The following is a 15,851-nucleotide window of genomic DNA, read 5'->3' on the forward strand; positions in this document are numbered from 1 at the left end:
GGTGTTAGATCGCTAAAAAATCACCGCTAAAAAAAGCCTTTTTGCAAACAAAAAGGGCGTATAAAACTACAATGACCCTAAAAAGCACAAAAAACAACAAATGCAATCTAAAAAACCTCTTCGCATGCTTTCTTGTCTTTATGGAGTAAGCATGCTTTTTGCAGCTCTATAAAACGCTTTTTCCTTTCTTCTTCGGTCATATTGTCAGGCTTTTCAATAGGGCGTGAAAGAGAGTGTGAAATCTTTGAAGTGGGGGTATTGAATTGGGGCACATACCCTAGTTTATTGACTGCATAAAAGCCTAAAGCAGCGATTAAGATAAAAATCCAATCTGTTTTTCTGATCTTGGGGCAAAATTTACACGCCATGATTTAATCCTTAAAACATTTGAAGTATAATACACTCTTACGGTCAAATATTAAGTTTAGGAAAAGCTGCATGTGGAGTTTCATTCAAAAAATCTTTAAGGCTTTAATCATTATGCCTTTAGATTTTATCACGAAGTATTTCAAGTCGTTTGTGCTGTTACTCATTGTATTAGTCTTTTTTAGCGCTAAAGAAAGCACCCCAAGCACCCCGCCCAATCTCGCTAAACTCTATTTAAATGGGGCGATTTTTAGCACCGAGGATTTTGACAAAGAAGTGGATAAAATCTTAAAAACCCCTAGCATTAAGGGCGTTTTATTGTTGATTGACTCTCCTGGTGGGGCGGTGTCAGCGAGCGTGGAATTGAGCGAAAAAATCGCTGATTTGAAGCAAAAAATGCCCGTTTTAGCGTATGCTAGGGGGTTATGGCGAGCGGGAGTTATTATGCGGGCATGCAAGCGAGCGAAGTTTATGCCTCTAAAGCGAGTTTGATCGGATCGATTGGGGTGATTTTTTCGGGTGCGAATGTGGAAAATTTGCTCAATAAAGTCGGCGTAGCCACTCAAGGCGTGCATGCGGGCGAATACAAAGAAATAGGCACTTTCACCAGAGCGTGGAAACCCAACGAAAAAGATTTTTTGCAAAATTTAGTCAATGAGCAATACCAAATGTTTGTGGATGATGTCGCAAAAGCTAGGAAATTAAACGCTAAGGATTATAAGGATTTTGCTGAAGGGAAGGTCTTTAGCGCTCAAAACGCTCTAAAATTAAAACTCATTGATAAAATCAGCACGATCAAGCAAGCGCAAAATCGCTTAATGGAATTGAGTAAGGTTAAAAAAGCCTATTGGCTAGAAAAAAGCCCCATGGAGCGCTTCATTGAAAAAGCCACGCAATCAGCCACAAATATCATCACGCAAGCGTTTGGCTATCAATTATTAATGAGATAAAGATGTTAGAATTTATTTTAAAAATTCAAGCTAGAGATTCTAAAGGCTTGGTGAGTGCGATTAGCACCATTATCGCTAACAAGGGCTATAATATCGTTAAAAACGATGAATTTGTTGATCCCTTAAAACAGCGCTTTTTCATGCGGCTAAAGATCCAAAAAGAAATTAAGCCCTTGAATACTGGAATTAAAGAGCAAGAAGAGCGATCCTTAAAAACCGCTCTTTTTAAAGCCCTAGAAAACTTTAGCGAACTATTGATTGAAGTCATTTTAACGCATAAAAAAAACATCATTCTGCTCGCTACTAAAGAGAGCCATTGCTTAGGGGATTTGCTTTTAAGGGTGTATGGAGGGGAATTGAGCGCTCAAGTTTTAGGCGTTATTTCCAACCACGAGATTTTACGCCCTTTAGTGGAAAAATTTGACATCCCTTATTTTTATGCACCTTGCGACAATCAAGCTTTGCATGAAAAAGAAGTTTTAGCAATCATTAAAAACTTGGAATTAAAACACAAAGCGAGCGCGGATTTGCTCGTTTTAGCCAAATACATGCGCATTTTAAGCCATGATTTTACGAAGCGCTATGAAAACCAGATTCTCAATATCCATCATAGTTTCTTGCCCGCATTCATCGGGGCTAACCCTTATCAGCAAGCGTTTGAAAGGGGCGTGAAAGTCATCGGAGCCACGGCGCATTTTGTGAATGAAAGCCTTGATGCTGGGCCAATTATCATACAAGACACTCTGCCCATTAACCACAATTACAGCGTGGAAAAAATGCGCCTAGCGGGTAAGGATATAGAAAAACTGGTTTTGGCTAGGGCTTTAAAACTGGTTTTAGAAGATCGGGTGTTTGTGCATGAAAACAAAACGGTGGTGTTTTGAATGCTTTTAGATTTTAGCAATCTCAATGAAGAGCCCTTAAAAAGCCAGATCAAAGCCGAGTTCTTTAAGGATAAAAAATTCCTTTATAGCGGGGGTAAAATAGATTTCATGCTAAGCTATAAGCACTTTAACGCTATCTTACCCATTTTATGGGGCGAAGCTAAAAGGGGCGATTTTGACGATTTAAACAAAGCTTTCACGCAACTTCTTTTAACCATAGGCAAGCACAGGCTTTATAACCACCACACACCGCCTTATTTGTGCGCTTTTAACGCTTTTAGAATGGAATTTATCGCTTATGATGATGCAATCACAAGCTTTTTTTATAAAAGCGATATAGATTTTTCTATCACTCCAAGCAACCACAACACAGAGGGTTTTAAACACGCTTTAGATGCGTTTAAAACCATGAAATCCCATAAATTCGTTTTTGACTTTAAAAACCAAAGCCAGGAATGCAAAGAATTTATTGAAAACAATTTAAACTCTAGCCATTTACTCAACAAAATCCAGATTGATAAAAACAATTTCCCTACGATCTATCAAAAGTGGTTTGAAGCTGTCAAACCTACCATTGATATAGATTGGGAGGTGGCTAAAACCAAAGGCATTTTAGACGCAGACTATTATTTAGCGGATTTGCTCAGCGATGGCGATAAAACCATTATTGAGAAATTGCAAACGATTTTAAACTCCAGTTATTATAGATTGAAAAGGGGTGTGAATGAGTTAGGCAAAATAGATTTTATGGAAGTTGGTTTCACAGACGGCCAACAAGCCCACAAAGAATTTTGGAGCATTTATGAAAGGCCTCCTAAATCAGAGTTTCAAGCTTTTATTTTAGAGCGGCGCGATTTGTTAGTGCCAAGCGATGTGAGAGAGAGGAAAGGGGCGTTTTTCACCCCTAAAATCTGGGTGGAAAAGAGTCAAGAATATTTAGCTAAAGCTTTGGGGCAAGATTATCAAGAGGACTATATCATTTGGGATTGCGCTGGGGGGACTGGGAATCTTTTGAATGGCTTGACTAATAAAGCTAATTGTTTTCTATCCACTTTAGACAGCAACGATGTGGCGATCGTTAAAGAATTGGCCGCTACCAACAAACTGAATCTGCTAGAAAACCATGTTTTCCAATTTGATTTTTTAAACGATGACTTTAAGAGCGATAAAACGCCAAAAAGCTTGCAAGAAATCTTAAACGACAAAGAGAAACGAAAAAAGCTCATCATTTACATCAACCCGCCGTATGCGGAAGCGACTTCAGCTAAAACGCCTAGCGGCACAGGGAAGAATAAAGATTTAGTGGCTAGGGGCAATCTTATTTGCAAGAAGTATAAAGATGAATTGAATAAAGCCAATAACGAACTTTTCGCTCAATTTTTCATGCGCATTTATAAGGAATTAAATGGCTGCATTATGGCGAGTTTTTCAACGCTCAAATACCTTAATTCTAGCAATTTTAAAAAATTCAGAGAAGTCTTTAAAGCCAAATTTTTAGAGGGGTTTATGGTGCCTGCGGATAGCTTTGATAATGTGAAAGGGCAATTCCCCATCGGCTTTTTGGTGTGGGATACCGCTACCCCCCCTTAAAACCAACCAACGCGCTCAATTTGGAAGTGTTTGACTCGCTTGGCGGATTTTTGGGGTATAAAACTTTTAAGCCGATAGTGGATAGGGTTAAAAATATAAATCAATATTTAAAACAATACAATATAAATAATTCTAATATTTTAGGGTTTATTGATTGCGCTGGCGTGGATTTTCAAAACAATAATTTTGTTAATCTGGCAAATAACAAAAATCCTAAACGCAACATTACTTTTTTGGTTTAACCCCCACAAACCTTCTCATCGGTGCAATCTACTTTTCCATCCGCCATTGCATCAAAGCCACATGGCAAAACGATAGGGATCAGTTTTACGCTCCCTATGATGACGCTTTCCAAGACGACAGCGAGTTTAAAAACAATTGTTTGATTTTCATGCTTTTTCATACCCAAAACCGCATCACTACCACTCAAGGGACTAACCATTTTATCCCCTTTAGCGAAACTGAAGTCAATGCCAAAGAAAGATATTCTAGTCACGCTTTATTAGACTTTTTAAAGGGTGGGATAAAAGAGGAGGGCGATAGCCTCTTTTTAAACGCCAAAAAAGAAAACAAGCCCCTAGAATTCAGCCTGTGCGCTTCAAAGGTGTTTGATGCTGGCAGAGAAATTTATCGCTATTACCACACACAAGATTTCACAAACCGCCCCTACAACGCTAATATAAGCCTTTATGACATCAAAGAATTTTTCAAGGCCGTAACGCGCAAGGCAAATTAAATTTACCCGCTAAAGCCAAAGATGGATATTACAAACAGCTTTACGCTAACTTGCAAGACGCTCTAAAAGATCTCGCCAAAGAAATACAGCCTAAAGTCTATGAATACGGGTTTTTAAGGGAGTGATTTTTAAGACAAATAATCAAAAAGCTAGAGCAAGCGGTATTTTTTAAAAGCGCTCTATATGAGAGGATTTAGTTTTATAGAGGGGAGAATTATTTCTATCCCCTTAAGAAAATAAGCTTTATGCCAAAATGACCAACGCCCCAAAAGTCAAGGACAAACCCCAAAGCAAACCCCTAAGAATTTGTCTTTATTTGACAAAAAACAGAGCCATTTGGCAATCATAAAAAAGAGGAAATTTAAAAGTTTAAAAATCTAATGGAGTTAAAAGGGCTAGTTTAAACGGATAGATTTACTGGATTAAAAGAAAGGGTTAAAAGCTAGGAGTAGCCCTAAGGCCGCCCCCACAAACGCCCCAATCAATATTGTTGGTTTTGTTGTTGTGCTTTTTGTTGTTGTTGGTGTGCTTGTTGTTGTTGCTGCTGTTGAGCTTGTTGCTCTGCTTGTTGTTCAGCGTGTTGTTGCGCGTTATGGTGGTGGTGTTCGCCGCCATAGTAATGGTGGTGGTGTGCATGGTGATGGTGGTGGTGTTGGCTGTTAGCCTGTTGTTGTTGTTGTTCATGGTGTGCCATGATGACTCCTTTAATTGAAATTTAAATTCTAGCTCATTGGCTAGGATTTCATTTTATAATGCGAAATCTAACCAATTATTAACGGAAAAGATTTTAATACTAATTTTTAATACGAGCACCAATTTAAACGCTTCTATTGTCAAAACTACCAACATCTTTGAATGAAAAAAGCTATAATAAAGAAGTTGCATTAAAAAGGAAAGACAAATCCCCTTTTTAAGGTATAATACTAGGAATTAAAAGCGTGCTATGGTAGTAGCTAAAAAGTCTTTAGGACAGCATTTTTTAACGGATGAGTCGTTTTTAGACAGAATCGTTAATGCTTTGCCTCCCTTAAATTCGTTAAGATTAATTGAAATCGGCGTGGGGTTAGGGGATTTGACTCTTAAGTTGTTGGATCGCTATCCTTTAAAGACTTATGAGATAGATAGCAATTTGTGCGAGAAAATGCGATCAAAACTAAAGGTGCAAAAAAAGCCTTTTCAATTAGAATTGGTAGAAAAAGACGCTCTTTTTTTAAAAGAAGAAGAGCCTTATTTTTTGATTTCTAATTTGCCTTATTATATTGCTACTAGGCTTGTTTTAAACGCGCTTAAAGACCCTAAATGCAGGGGTTTATTGGTGATGACACAAAAGGAAGTGGCGCTCAAATTTTGTGCTAAAGGTTCGCAAAATGCCTTAAGCGTTTTAGCTCACACGATAGGGGATGCTACCCTTTTGTTTGATGTGCCGCCTAGCGCGTTTAGCCCGCCTCCAAAGGTGTTTTCTAGCGTGTTTGAAGTGATTAAAGAGCCGCTGAAAGAAAAGGCGTTAGCTTCACTAGTCCAAGCGCCATTTTTTGAAGAAGCCCTACAAAAAGGGTTTGAAACATTAGAAGATTTTTTGAAAGCTTGTTTCTCATCTCCCAGGAAGACGCTTTCAAACAATCTTAAAAAAAGCGTTTCTTATAAAGAAAAGCTTGATAAGGTGTTAGATTTTTTAGCGTTAGAAAACCAACCAACAAGCGTGAGGGCGTCTGAGGTAAAAGATTATCTCAAGCTCTTAAAATCCGTTTTAAAAGGCTAGTGCCTTTTTAAAAATTGAAAGATAAAAATTGAAATAAAGGAATAATCGTTATGACTGATAACAACCAAAATAATGAAAACCATGAAAACAGCAGTGAAAATTCAAAAGCTGATGAGATGCGAGCCGGAGCGTTTGAGCGCTTCACCAACCGCAAAAAGCGTTTCAGAGAAAACGCGCAAAAAAACGCAGAGTCTTCAAACCATGAAGCGCCTTCACACCATAAAAAAGAGCGCCACCCCAACAAAAAACCAAACAACCACCACAAAGCTAAACACACCCCCCAAAAAACACGAAATTACGCCAAAGAAGAATTGGATAGCAACAAAGTAGAGGGCGTTACGGAAATTTTGCATGTGAATGAGAGAGGGACTTTAGGCTTTCATAAGGAGCTCAAAAAGGGCGTTGAAGCTAACAACAAGATCCAAGTGGAGCATTTAAACCCGCATTATAAGATGAATCTAAACTCTAAAGCGAGCGTTAAGATCACGCCTTTAGGGGGCTTGGGCGAGATTGGGGGGAACATGATGGTCATTGAAACCCCAAAGAGCGCGATCGTGATTGATGCGGGCATGAGCTTCCCTAAAGAAGGGCTTTTTGGCGTGGATATTTTAATCCCGGATTTTTCCTATTTGCACCAGATCAAGGACAAAATCGCCGGTATTATCATCACCCATGCCCATGAAGATCACATAGGGGCCACGCCTTATTTGTTTAAAGAGCTGCAATTCCCCCTTTATGGAACGCCCTTGAGTTTAGGGCTGATTGGGAGCAAGTTTGATGAACATGGTTTGAAAAAATACCGCTCGTATTTTAAAATCGTAGAAAAGCGCTGCCCCATTAGCGTGGGCGAATTTATCATTGAATGGATCCACATCACGCATTCTATCATTGACAGCAGCGCTTTAGCGATCCAAACTAAAGCGGGAACGATCATTCACACCGGCGATTTTAAAATCGATCACACTCCAGTGGATAATTTGCCCACGGATTTGTATCGTTTAGCGCACTATGGCGAAAAGGGCGTGATGCTTCTTTTAAGCGATTCCACCAACTCCCATAAATCCGGAACTACACCGAGTGAAAGCACCATAGCGCCGGCTTTTGACACGCTTTTTAAAGAAGCGCAAGGGAGGGTGATTATGAGCACCTTCTCTAGCAATATCCACCGGGTCTATCAAGCCATACAATACGGCATTAAATACAACCGCAAGATCGCTGTGATCGGGCGCTCTATGGAAAAAAACCTAGACATCGCTAGAGAATTGGGCTATATCCATTTGCCTTATCAATCTTTTATTGAAGCCAATGAAGTCGCTAAATACCCGGACAATGAAGTCTTAATCGTAACGACCGGCTCACAAGGCGAAACCATGAGCGCGCTTTATCGCATGGCGACTGATGAGCACCGCCACATTTCTATCAAACCCAACGATTTAGTCATCATCTCCGCTAAAGCCATTCCTGGCAATGAAGCGAGCGTTTCAGCGGTATTGAATTTCTTGATCAAAAAAGAAGCTAAAGTGGCTTATCAAGAATTTGACAATATCCATGTGAGCGGGCATGCCGCCCAAGAAGAGCAAAAGCTCATGTTAAGACTCATTAAGCCTAAGTTTTTCTTGCCCGTGCATGGGGAATATAACCATGTCGCGCGCCACAAGCAAACCGCTATTTCTTGCGGGGTGCCTGAAAAAAATATCTATTTAATGGAAGATGGCGATCAGGTGGAAGTCGGCCCTGCATTTATCAAAAAAGTAGGCACCATTAAAAGCGGTAAAAGCTATGTGGATAACCAAAGCAATTTGAGTATTGACACAAGTATTGTGCAACAAAGAGAAGAAGTCGCTAGCTTGGGGGTGTTTGTGGCTACGATTTTTGTGAATAAAAACAAGCAAGCGCTTTTAGAAAGCTCTCAATTTTCCAGTTTAGGGCTTGTGGGCTTTAAAGATGAAAAGCCTTTGATGAAAGAAATTCAAGGGGGCTTAGAAATGTTATTAAAATCCAGCAACGCCGAAATTTTGAATAACCCTAAAAAATTAGAAGATCACACTCGTAATTTCATCAGAAAAGCGCTCTTTAAAAAGTTTAGAAAATACCCGGCTATTATTTGTCATGTCCATGCTACCTGATTACAACGCTATCGCCGTGCAAGTCTTAAGAGATGAAGCGAGTGCACTTTTAGAAAGCGTTAAGCAATTCCAAGAACCTAACGATTTAGAAGCGGTTGTCAAGCTCATTTTAAAAAGCCAAGAAAAAGGGGGTAAGCTTGTGATAGTGGGCGTGGGTAAGAGCGCTTTAGTGGCGCAAAAAATCGCTGCTTCTATGCTAAGCACCGGTAACAGGAGCGCGTTTTTACACCCCACAGAAGCCATGCATGGGGATTTGGGCATGGTGGAAAAAAACGATGTGATCTTAATGATTAGCTATGGGGGCGAGTCTTTAGAATTATTGAATCTGGTGAGCCATTTAAAACGCTTAAGCCATAAAATCATCACTTTCACTAAAAGCCCTAATAGTTCGATCTCTAAACTCGGCGATTATTATTTGAGCTTGAAAATTAAAAAAGAAGCTTGCCCCATTAACACCGCTCCAACGACTTCTACTACCCTAACTCTAGCCTTAGGCGATGTTTTAATGGCATGCTTGATGCGAGCGAAAAACTTCAGCCAAGAAGATTTTGCCTCCTTTCATCCGGGCGGGCTTTTAGGCAAAAAACTTTTTGTCAAAGTTAAAGACTTATTGCAAACCACGAACCTCCCCCTAATCGCTCCTAGCACAAGTTTTAAAGACGCACTCATAGAAATGAGTGAAAAACGCTTAGGCAGTGCGATTTTAGTCAATGAAGCTAACGAGCTTGTGGGGGTGTTAAGCGATGGCGATGTCCGTAGGGCGTTATTAAAAGGGGTGAGTTTAAAGAGCGAAGTGAGGCATTTTGCCACTTTAAAACCTAAAAGCTTTAAGAATTTAGACGCTCTTCTTTTAGAAGCGTTAGAATTTTTAGAACGCCATAAGATCCAGCTTTTAGTGTGCGTAGATGATCATAATAAGGTTTTAGGGGTCTTGCACTTGCACCAACTTTTAGAATTAGGGCTTAAAGCATGAAAGCGAGCGTTTATGATTTCACTCTAAAGGAATTGGGCCAGCTTTTAAAACCAAGCTTTAGGGCTAAGCAGCTTTATTTGTGGCTCTATGCGAAGTATAAAACAAGCTTTAAAGACATGCAAAATAATTTTTCAAAAGATTTTATCGCTTATTTAGAGCAAGAATTTACTTTGCGCACGATAGAAATCACGCATGTGAGGGAGAGCGTTGATGGCTCTAAAAAATACCTTTTTAAATCTTTAAGAGACAACCACACTTTTGAAGCGGTGTTGTTGAAAATGAAGGATAAAAAGATTGACGAAAAGACGAACGCCATTTTAGAGGGGGAAAAATACACCGTATGCGTGTCTTGTCAAATCGGCTGTCAAGTGGGTTGCGCGTTTTGTTTCACTCAAAAAGGCGGTTTTGTAAGGAATTTAAAAGCGAGCGAGATTATCCAGCAAGCCCTACTCATTAAAGAAGATAATAACCTCCCCCTTGAAAAAGCGCTCAATATTGTTTTTATGGGAATGGGCGAGCCTTTGAACAATTTAGATGAGGTGTGTAAAGCGATTGAAATTTTTAATACCGGCATGCAAATTTCACCTAAAAGAATCACCATTTCCACGAGCGGCGTGGCCGATAAAATCCCCATTTTAGCGGGCAAAAATTTAGGCGTGCAATTAGCCATATCCTTACACGCCGTAGATGACAAAACGCGTTCATCTTTAATGCCCTTGAATAAAAAATACAACATTGAATGCGTTTTGAATGAAGTGAAAAAATGGCCTTTAGAACAACGAAAAAGAGTGATGTTTGAATACCTTTTAATTAAAGATCTAAACGACAGCTTGGACTGCGCTAAAAAACTTTTAAAACTTTTAAACGGCATTAAATCCAAAGTGAATTTGATCTTATTCAACCCGCATGAAGGCTCTAAGTTTGAACGCCCTAGCTTAGAGAGCGCTAGAATGTTTGCGGATTTTTTAAACGCCAAAGGCTTATTATGCACCATTAGAGAGTCTAAAGCCTTGGATATTGAAGCGGCTTGCGGGCAATTGAGGGAGAAAAAACTCTCTCAGCAAATTTGAAAACTCTTTTTTCAAAATTTAGGGAATATAGATTAAAAATTAGCGCTAAATTTTCTTTCATTAACAATTAATTAGATTTTATATTGTAGAATAAAATCCTAGCCAGTGAGCTAGAATTTAAATTTTTAATCAAAGGAGTCATCATGGCACACCATGAAGAACAACACGGCGGGCACCACCACCATCACCACCACACACACCACCACCACTATCACGGCGGTGAACACCACCATCACCACCACAGCTCTCATCATGAAGAAGGTTGTTGCAGCGCTAGCGATAGTCATCATCAAGAAGAAGGTTGCTGCCACGGGCATCACGAGTAATATCGGTGTGGCTAGGGGCAACTTGACTAGGGTTGTCTCTGGTTTTGACTTTAAAATACCATCCATTCAAATCTAACCCGTTCTAATCAAACCTATTAAATCCAATCCAACCACCGCAACACGCTTGGTTTTCGTTGTTGCAAACGCTCATCAATACTCATCAATGCCTATAAAAAGTAATTTTTTATCCAATAATATTGTTAAGACTTTTAATTTAAGCTTCAATGTTTTATAATATTCAAAATATTAAAACAATTTTTCAATCAAGGAAAGGGTATGCAAATTACCCCCCCATTTTTTAAAAACCAACATTTTATTTTTAGCTTTTTATTCTGTGCTAGGGTTTCATTTTGGCCACGCTATAGATGAGAGCGGGCTTAATAAACTCGTTGGAAAGAAAGTTCAAGAAGCTTTAGCGAAAGAAAAAGCTAAGGCTAAACATCAAAGAGCGGATAAAAGTGCTTTTTTTGCCGGTCTTGGCTATAGCGGGATGTTTTCATGGAATTTAGCTTATAAAGATAGTTTTGTTTTGCTAAGTCACTATAACTTCAATTTTGGTGGAAGACTCTTAGAAAGAAAAGATCCTAGCACAATCTTAAACGGCTTTAATTTTAAGGTGGGGTATCAGCATGCCGCTCCTGTTAAGATTAAAAAAATGGGTTTTGGCGTTAGGGGAGGGTTCCAATATTCCTATAAAGCGGGCAATTACATGGAAAAAGATAAATACCAACAATACTTATTTGGAGTGATACCCATAGACATAATAAGTCCTGTTTCTTTTTTTAATGGTGGTATTATAACAATGTCAACTTACAGCTTTTTTATGGATTTTTTACACAATGTGTATGAAAATGAGAAATTTTTCATTGGTTATTTTATAGGGGCTGGGTTAGGGGGTGAGAGCGTAACAGCCCATGTTCTTAAAGATTTTGGTAATATATTAGTGCAATTAGCGCAATTTCAGGGCTATGGTTCGTTAGGGCTAAGAATGGGCGATAAGCACCATACGCTAGAATTGAGCGCAAGCGTTCATGGCGACGCTCCTAGTTGTTCTTTAAAAAAGCTAAAGAGTTGCGAAAGTGTGAGGGTTTTACAAGCAAAAATCCCTAGGGGCATTTTTGAAAGCTATGTTACTTGGAGCGCGGATTATGTTTATCGTTTTTAAAAGTTTTTAAAAATTTAATGGCTTTGTTCCAATTGAATAGGGGTAATAGAATCTAAAAAATGCTTAAAGCGTTTTTTACAATCTAATCATACATAAAGAGCTTACTAAAAGCGAGCGATCGCTTCATGCTTTATGGTTCCAACCCCCACGCGTCTTTAAAGGAAGCGTTTTTAAGCTTTAAATTCAAACTCCCCTCAATCCACTTAGCGTTAGCCCCCTTTTCATTATTATCAAACAAGAACACCCCTAAAAAGCCTCTAGGGGTTTTAATCAGGCTCAATTCCACGCTAGGAAGAATGATTTTGCTATCAGGTTTGACTTCAAAGGCCAGGAAAAAAGGGCGGTTGTTTTTGAAATCATAGCCATTTTTGGTGTATGAATAGCCGGGGGCGCTCTGCAAGATGCCTTTTTGAGTTTCCACGCTAAAAGAATCCAAGTAATAAAACCCAGGCTCTAGCTTGAACGATTGGACTTTGGCTAAAGCGTAGCGGTTTTTCCATAAGAGCATGAAGCGCTCACTCCCTAGCATGAACAAAGGCCCCCTAGGGTCTTTGAGCTTTGCTTTAGGGTTTTTTTCAAGCGTTTCATTGTGTTTGGCGACAACTCCTCTATCTATTTTGCGCCAATAAGTGCGCACGCTTTGGCCTTGATGAGCGATATACATATTCACCAAACCAGAATGATGGCCCTTAGGGGGCAAACAAGAGGCTAATAAAAGAGCGGCTAACAAACTCACAATTTGAAACTTCAAGCAAATTCCTTAAAAAGAGTGGTGGCTGAATGCTAACATGCTAAAACTAAAACCCTTATAAGTTATGGATAAAAACTTAAAGAATAGGGTAAAATAAACGCATGCGAATAGACAAATTTTTACAATCAGTGGGTTTAGTGAAGCGGCGCGTTTTAGCGACAGATATGTGCAACATAGGGGCGGTGTGGCTCAATGGGAGTTGCACTAAGGCCAGTAAAGAAGTGAAAATAGGCGATGCGATTAGTTTGCACTATTTAAAAGGGATAGAAGAATACACGATTTTACAAATCCCTACTTTAAAAAATGTGCCGCGAAAAGACACGCACCTTTATATCGCTCCTAAAACAAAAGAATCATAAGATAAAAGACTAAGGAACAATCAGTGAAAGAATACAAAGACACCCTAAACTTAAACACAACCACCTTTTCTATGAAAGGGAATTTGAGCGTTAATGAGCCTAAAACTTACGCCAAATGGCAAAAGCAACAAGCGTTCAAACGCATGCAAAATAGGAAAGATAACCATGGGGATTTCACCTTGCATGACGGGCCGCCTTATGCGAACGGGCATTTGCATTTAGGGCATGCCTTAAATAAAATTTTAAAAGACATTGTCGTTAAAAGAGAATATTTTAAGGGGAAGAAAATCTATTACACGCCCGGTTGGGATTGCCATGGCTTGCCCATTGAGCAGCAAATTTTAGAGCGATTAGAAAAAGAAAAAACGAGCCTAGAAAACCCCACGCTGTTTAGAGAAAAGTGCCGAGATCATGCGAAAAAATTTTTAGAAATCCAAAAGAATGAATTTTTGCAATTAGGCGTTTTGGGGGATTTTGAAGATCCTTATAAAACCATGGATTTTAAATTTGAAGCGAGCATTTATAGGGCTTTAGTGGAAGTGGCTAAAAAAGGGCTTTTGAAAGAGCGCCACAAGCCTATTTATTGGAGTTATGCATGCGAGAGCGCTTTAGCGGAAGCTGAAGTGGAATACAAGATGAAAAAATCGCCCTCCATTTTCGTGGCGTTTGATTTGAAAAAGGAGAGTTTAGAAAAGTTAAAAGTCAAAAAAGCGAGCTTGGTGATTTGGACGACCACGCCTTGGACTTTGTATGCGAATGAAGCGATCGCTTTGAAAAAAGACGCTGTTTATGCACTCACCCAAAAAGGCTATTTAGTCGCTAAAGCCTTGCATGAAAAATTAGCCGCTTTAGGGGTGGTGGATAGTGAGATTGCACATGAATTCAATTCCAATGATTTAGAATACTTGAAAGCGACCAATCCTTTAAACCAAAGAGATTCCCTAATCACTCTAGGAGAGCATGTCGGTTTAGAAGATGGCACAGGAGCCGTGCATACCGCACCCGGGCATGGTGAAGAGGACTATTATTTAGGCTTAAAATATAATTTAGAAGTGTTAATGTCTGTAGATGAGAAAGGTTGCTATGATGAGGGCATTATCCATAAGAAATTATTAGATGAAAGCTATCTGGGCGAGCATGTTTTTAAGGCTCAAAAACGCATTATAGAGCAATTGGGCGATTCTTTATTGCTAGAGCAAGAGATTGAACATTCCTACCCGCATTGCTGGAGGACGCACAAGCCTGTGATTTACAGAGCGACCACGCAATGGTTTATTTTAATGGATGAGCCTTTTATTCAAAATGATGGCTCTCAAAAAACCTTAAGAGAAGTGGCTTTAGATGCGATTGAAAAGGTGGAATTTGTGCCAAGCAGCGGGAAAAACCGCCTAAAAACCATGATAGAAAACCGCCCTGATTGGTGCTTGAGTCGACAAAGAAAATGGGGCGTGCCATTGGCCTTTTTCATAGACAAACGCACCAGTAAGCCTTGTTTTGAAAGCGAAGTTTTAGAGCATGTGGCCAATCTTTTTGAAAAAAAAGGCTGTGATGTGTGGTGGGAGTATAGCGTGAAAGATTTATTACCCCCTAATTATCAAGATAACGCCAAGCATTATGAGAAAATCATGCACATTTTAGACGTGTGGTTTGATAGCGGTAGCACCTTTAAGGCGGTTTTAGAAGACTACCATGGAGAAAAAGGGCAAAGCCCTAGCGATGTGATCTTAGAAGGGAGCGATCAGCATAGGGGGTGGTTTCAAAGCTCGCTTCTAATCGGTTGTGTTTTAAACAACCAAGCCCCTTTTAAAAAAGTCATTACGCATGGCTTTATCGTCGATGAAAAGGGCGAAAAAATGAGCAAATCTAAGGGCAATGTGGTGTCTTTGGACAACTTACTCAAAAAGCATGGGAGCGATGTGGTGCGTTTGTGGGTAGCGTTTAATGACTATCAAAACGATTTGAGAGTCTCTCAAACCTTTTTCATTCAAACAGAACAGCATTATAAGAAATTCCGCAACACCCTAAAATTCTTACTCGCCAATTTTAGCGATATGGATCTTAAGGATTTAGAACGATCCCATAGCTTCAGCCCTTTAGATCATTTTATATTAGAGGCTTTAGAAACAGCAAGCGCTGGAGTCAATAGCGCGTTTGAAGAGCATGATTTTGTGAAAGGCTTGAATATTTTAATGGCGTTTGTTACCAATGAATTGAGCGGGATTTATTTAGACGCTTGTAAGGATAGTTTGTATTGTGATAGCAAAAATAATGAAAAACGCCAAGCCATTCAAATGGTCTTACTCGCTGTGGCTAGTCAATTGTGTTACTTTTTAGCCCCGATTTTAACGCACACGATTGAAGAAGTTTTAGAGCATAGTCAGGTGCTTTGCGCGTTTTTACAAGCCAAAGACGTGTTTGATTTAAAAGACATTAATATTTTAGAAAAACTCCACCTTAAAGAGTTTAAAAAACCAGAAAATTTTGAAGCCGTTTTAGCCTTGCGTTCTGCCTTTAATGAAGAGTTAGACCGCTTGAAAAAAGAAGGCGTGGTGAAAAATTCGTTGGAATGCGCTATTGAAGTGAAAGAAAAAGCGTTGCGTGAAAATTTAGTAGAAGAATTGCTGATGGTAAGCTTTGTGGGGATTGCAAAAGAAAGATTGAGCGAAACGCCAGCATTCACGCTCTTTAAAGCCCCCTTTTATAAATGCCCCAGGTGTTGGCGTTTTAAAAGCGAGTTAGAAAACACCCCTTGCAAGCGTTGCGAACAGGTTTTAAAAGAGCGATGATAAAAGGATA

General features: G+C 39.4%; 12 protein-coding genes and 3 pseudogenes. 12 read left to right on the plus strand and 3 right to left on the minus strand.

From position 1 onward, the window contains the following. Positions 1–107: 107 nt before the first annotated feature. A complete protein-coding gene (locus D2C78_02115; protein ID QEF34857.1) occupies positions 108–368 on the minus strand; it encodes a hypothetical protein in 261 nt (86 codons plus the stop codon). Positions 369–438: 70 nt separating this feature from the next. Between D2C78_02115 and sppA the strand changes: the two are divergent. The 4 genes and pseudogenes from sppA (at position 439) to D2C78_02135 (ending at position 4,907) form a co-directional block, all read left to right on the plus strand. Further along, a pseudogene (gene sppA / locus D2C78_02120) lies at positions 439–1,316 on the plus strand (signal peptide peptidase SppA). A 2-nt stretch (positions 1,317–1,318) separates the two neighbouring features. Further along, positions 1,319–2,200: a formyltetrahydrofolate deformylase gene (gene purU, locus D2C78_02125; GenBank protein ID QEF34858.1), complete on the plus strand. Its 882-nt coding sequence runs from the start codon at positions 1,319–1,321 to the stop codon at positions 2,198–2,200. Then, a pseudogene (locus D2C78_02130) lies at positions 2,201–4,651 on the plus strand (hypothetical protein). 58 nt (positions 4,652–4,709) lie between these two features. Next, positions 4,710–4,907: pseudogene (locus tag D2C78_02135) on the plus strand (hypothetical protein). Positions 4,908–5,007: 100 nt separating this feature from the next. On the opposite strand, the gene D2C78_02140 reads toward D2C78_02135, so the two are convergent. After that, on the minus strand, positions 5,008–5,220 hold the full coding sequence (locus D2C78_02140) for a nickel transporter (GenBank protein QEF34859.1): 213 nt from the start codon (positions 5,218–5,220) through the stop codon (positions 5,008–5,010). A 249-nt stretch (positions 5,221–5,469) separates the two neighbouring features. On the opposite strand from D2C78_02140, the gene rsmA reads away from it, so the two are divergent. The 6 genes from rsmA (at position 5,470) to D2C78_02170 (ending at position 11,945) form a co-directional block, all read left to right on the plus strand. Further along, entirely contained in the window at positions 5,470–6,285 is an 816-nt protein-coding gene (gene rsmA, locus D2C78_02145) for a 16S rRNA (adenine(1518)-N(6)/adenine(1519)-N(6))-dimethyltransferase RsmA (GenBank protein QEF34860.1), read from the plus strand. A gap of 50 nt (positions 6,286–6,335) precedes the next feature. After that, positions 6,336–8,411 (plus strand): ribonuclease J, encoded by a 2,076-nt coding sequence (locus tag D2C78_02150; protein ID QEF34861.1) that lies wholly within the window; start codon positions 6,336–6,338, stop codon positions 8,409–8,411. After that, entirely contained in the window at positions 8,395–9,384 is a 990-nt protein-coding gene (locus D2C78_02155; GenBank protein QEF34862.1) for a KpsF/GutQ family sugar-phosphate isomerase, read from the plus strand. Before D2C78_02150 ends, D2C78_02155 begins: the two co-directional genes overlap by 17 nt. Further along, a complete protein-coding gene (gene rlmN / locus D2C78_02160) occupies positions 9,381–10,454 on the plus strand; it encodes a 23S rRNA (adenine(2503)-C(2))-methyltransferase RlmN (GenBank protein QEF34863.1) in 1,074 nt (357 codons plus the stop codon). The genes D2C78_02155 and rlmN overlap by 4 nt, the downstream gene beginning before the upstream one ends. A gap of 153 nt (positions 10,455–10,607) precedes the next feature. After that, the gene (locus D2C78_02165; GenBank protein ID QEF34864.1) at positions 10,608–10,856 is read left to right on the plus strand and encodes a hypothetical protein; all 249 of its coding nucleotides are present in this window, start codon (positions 10,608–10,610) and stop codon (positions 10,854–10,856) included. A 234-nt stretch (positions 10,857–11,090) separates the two neighbouring features. Beyond that, positions 11,091–11,945, plus strand: a complete 855-nt coding sequence (locus D2C78_02170; protein QEF34865.1) for an outer membrane beta-barrel protein — start codon at positions 11,091–11,093, stop codon at positions 11,943–11,945. 130 nt (positions 11,946–12,075) lie between these two features. Here the strand turns inward: D2C78_02170 and D2C78_02175 are convergent, their stop codons facing one another. Then, the gene (locus D2C78_02175; GenBank protein QEF34866.1) at positions 12,076–12,696 is read right to left on the minus strand and encodes a hypothetical protein; all 621 of its coding nucleotides are present in this window, start codon (positions 12,694–12,696) and stop codon (positions 12,076–12,078) included. A gap of 101 nt (positions 12,697–12,797) precedes the next feature. Here D2C78_02175 and D2C78_02180 point away from each other — a divergent pair, with 101 nt between their 5' ends. After that, entirely contained in the window at positions 12,798–13,055 is a 258-nt protein-coding gene (locus tag D2C78_02180) for an RNA-binding S4 domain-containing protein (GenBank protein ID QEF34867.1), read from the plus strand. A 23-nt stretch (positions 13,056–13,078) separates the two neighbouring features. Continuing rightward, complete coding sequence (locus tag D2C78_02185) at positions 13,079–15,841, plus strand: isoleucine--tRNA ligase (protein QEF34868.1); 2,763 nt, start codon at positions 13,079–13,081, stop codon at positions 15,839–15,841. Positions 15,842–15,851 lie beyond the last annotated feature (10 nt).

The organism is Helicobacter pylori, assembly GCA_008032935.1.
Lineage (GTDB): Bacteria > Campylobacterota > Campylobacteria > Campylobacterales > Helicobacteraceae > Helicobacter > Helicobacter pylori_CX.

Bases quoted from the DNA above. Each gene is read 5' to 3' on its own strand.
- D2C78_02165 (QEF34864.1), top strand. From the start codon at position 10,608: ATGAAGAACAACACGGCGGGCACCACCACCATCACCACCACACACACC.
- rsmA (QEF34860.1), top strand. From the start codon at position 5,470: ATGGTAGTAGCTAAAAAGTCTTTAGGACAGCATTTTTTAACGGATGAG.
- rlmN (QEF34863.1), top strand. From the start codon at position 9,381: ATGAAAGCGAGCGTTTATGATTTCACTCTAAAGGAATTGGGCCAGCTT.
- D2C78_02150 (QEF34861.1), top strand. From the start codon at position 6,336: ATGACTGATAACAACCAAAATAATGAAAACCATGAAAACAGCAGTGAA.
- D2C78_02140 (QEF34859.1), bottom strand. From the start codon at position 5,220: ATGGCACACCATGAACAACAACAACAACAGGCTAACAGCCAACACCAC.
- D2C78_02180 (QEF34867.1), top strand. From the start codon at position 12,798: ATGCGAATAGACAAATTTTTACAATCAGTGGGTTTAGTGAAGCGGCGC.
- D2C78_02155 (QEF34862.1), top strand. From the start codon at position 8,395: ATGTCCATGCTACCTGATTACAACGCTATCGCCGTGCAAGTCTTAAGA.
- D2C78_02115 (QEF34857.1), bottom strand. From the start codon at position 368: ATGGCGTGTAAATTTTGCCCCAAGATCAGAAAAACAGATTGGATTTTT.
- purU (QEF34858.1), top strand. From the start codon at position 1,319: ATGTTAGAATTTATTTTAAAAATTCAAGCTAGAGATTCTAAAGGCTTG.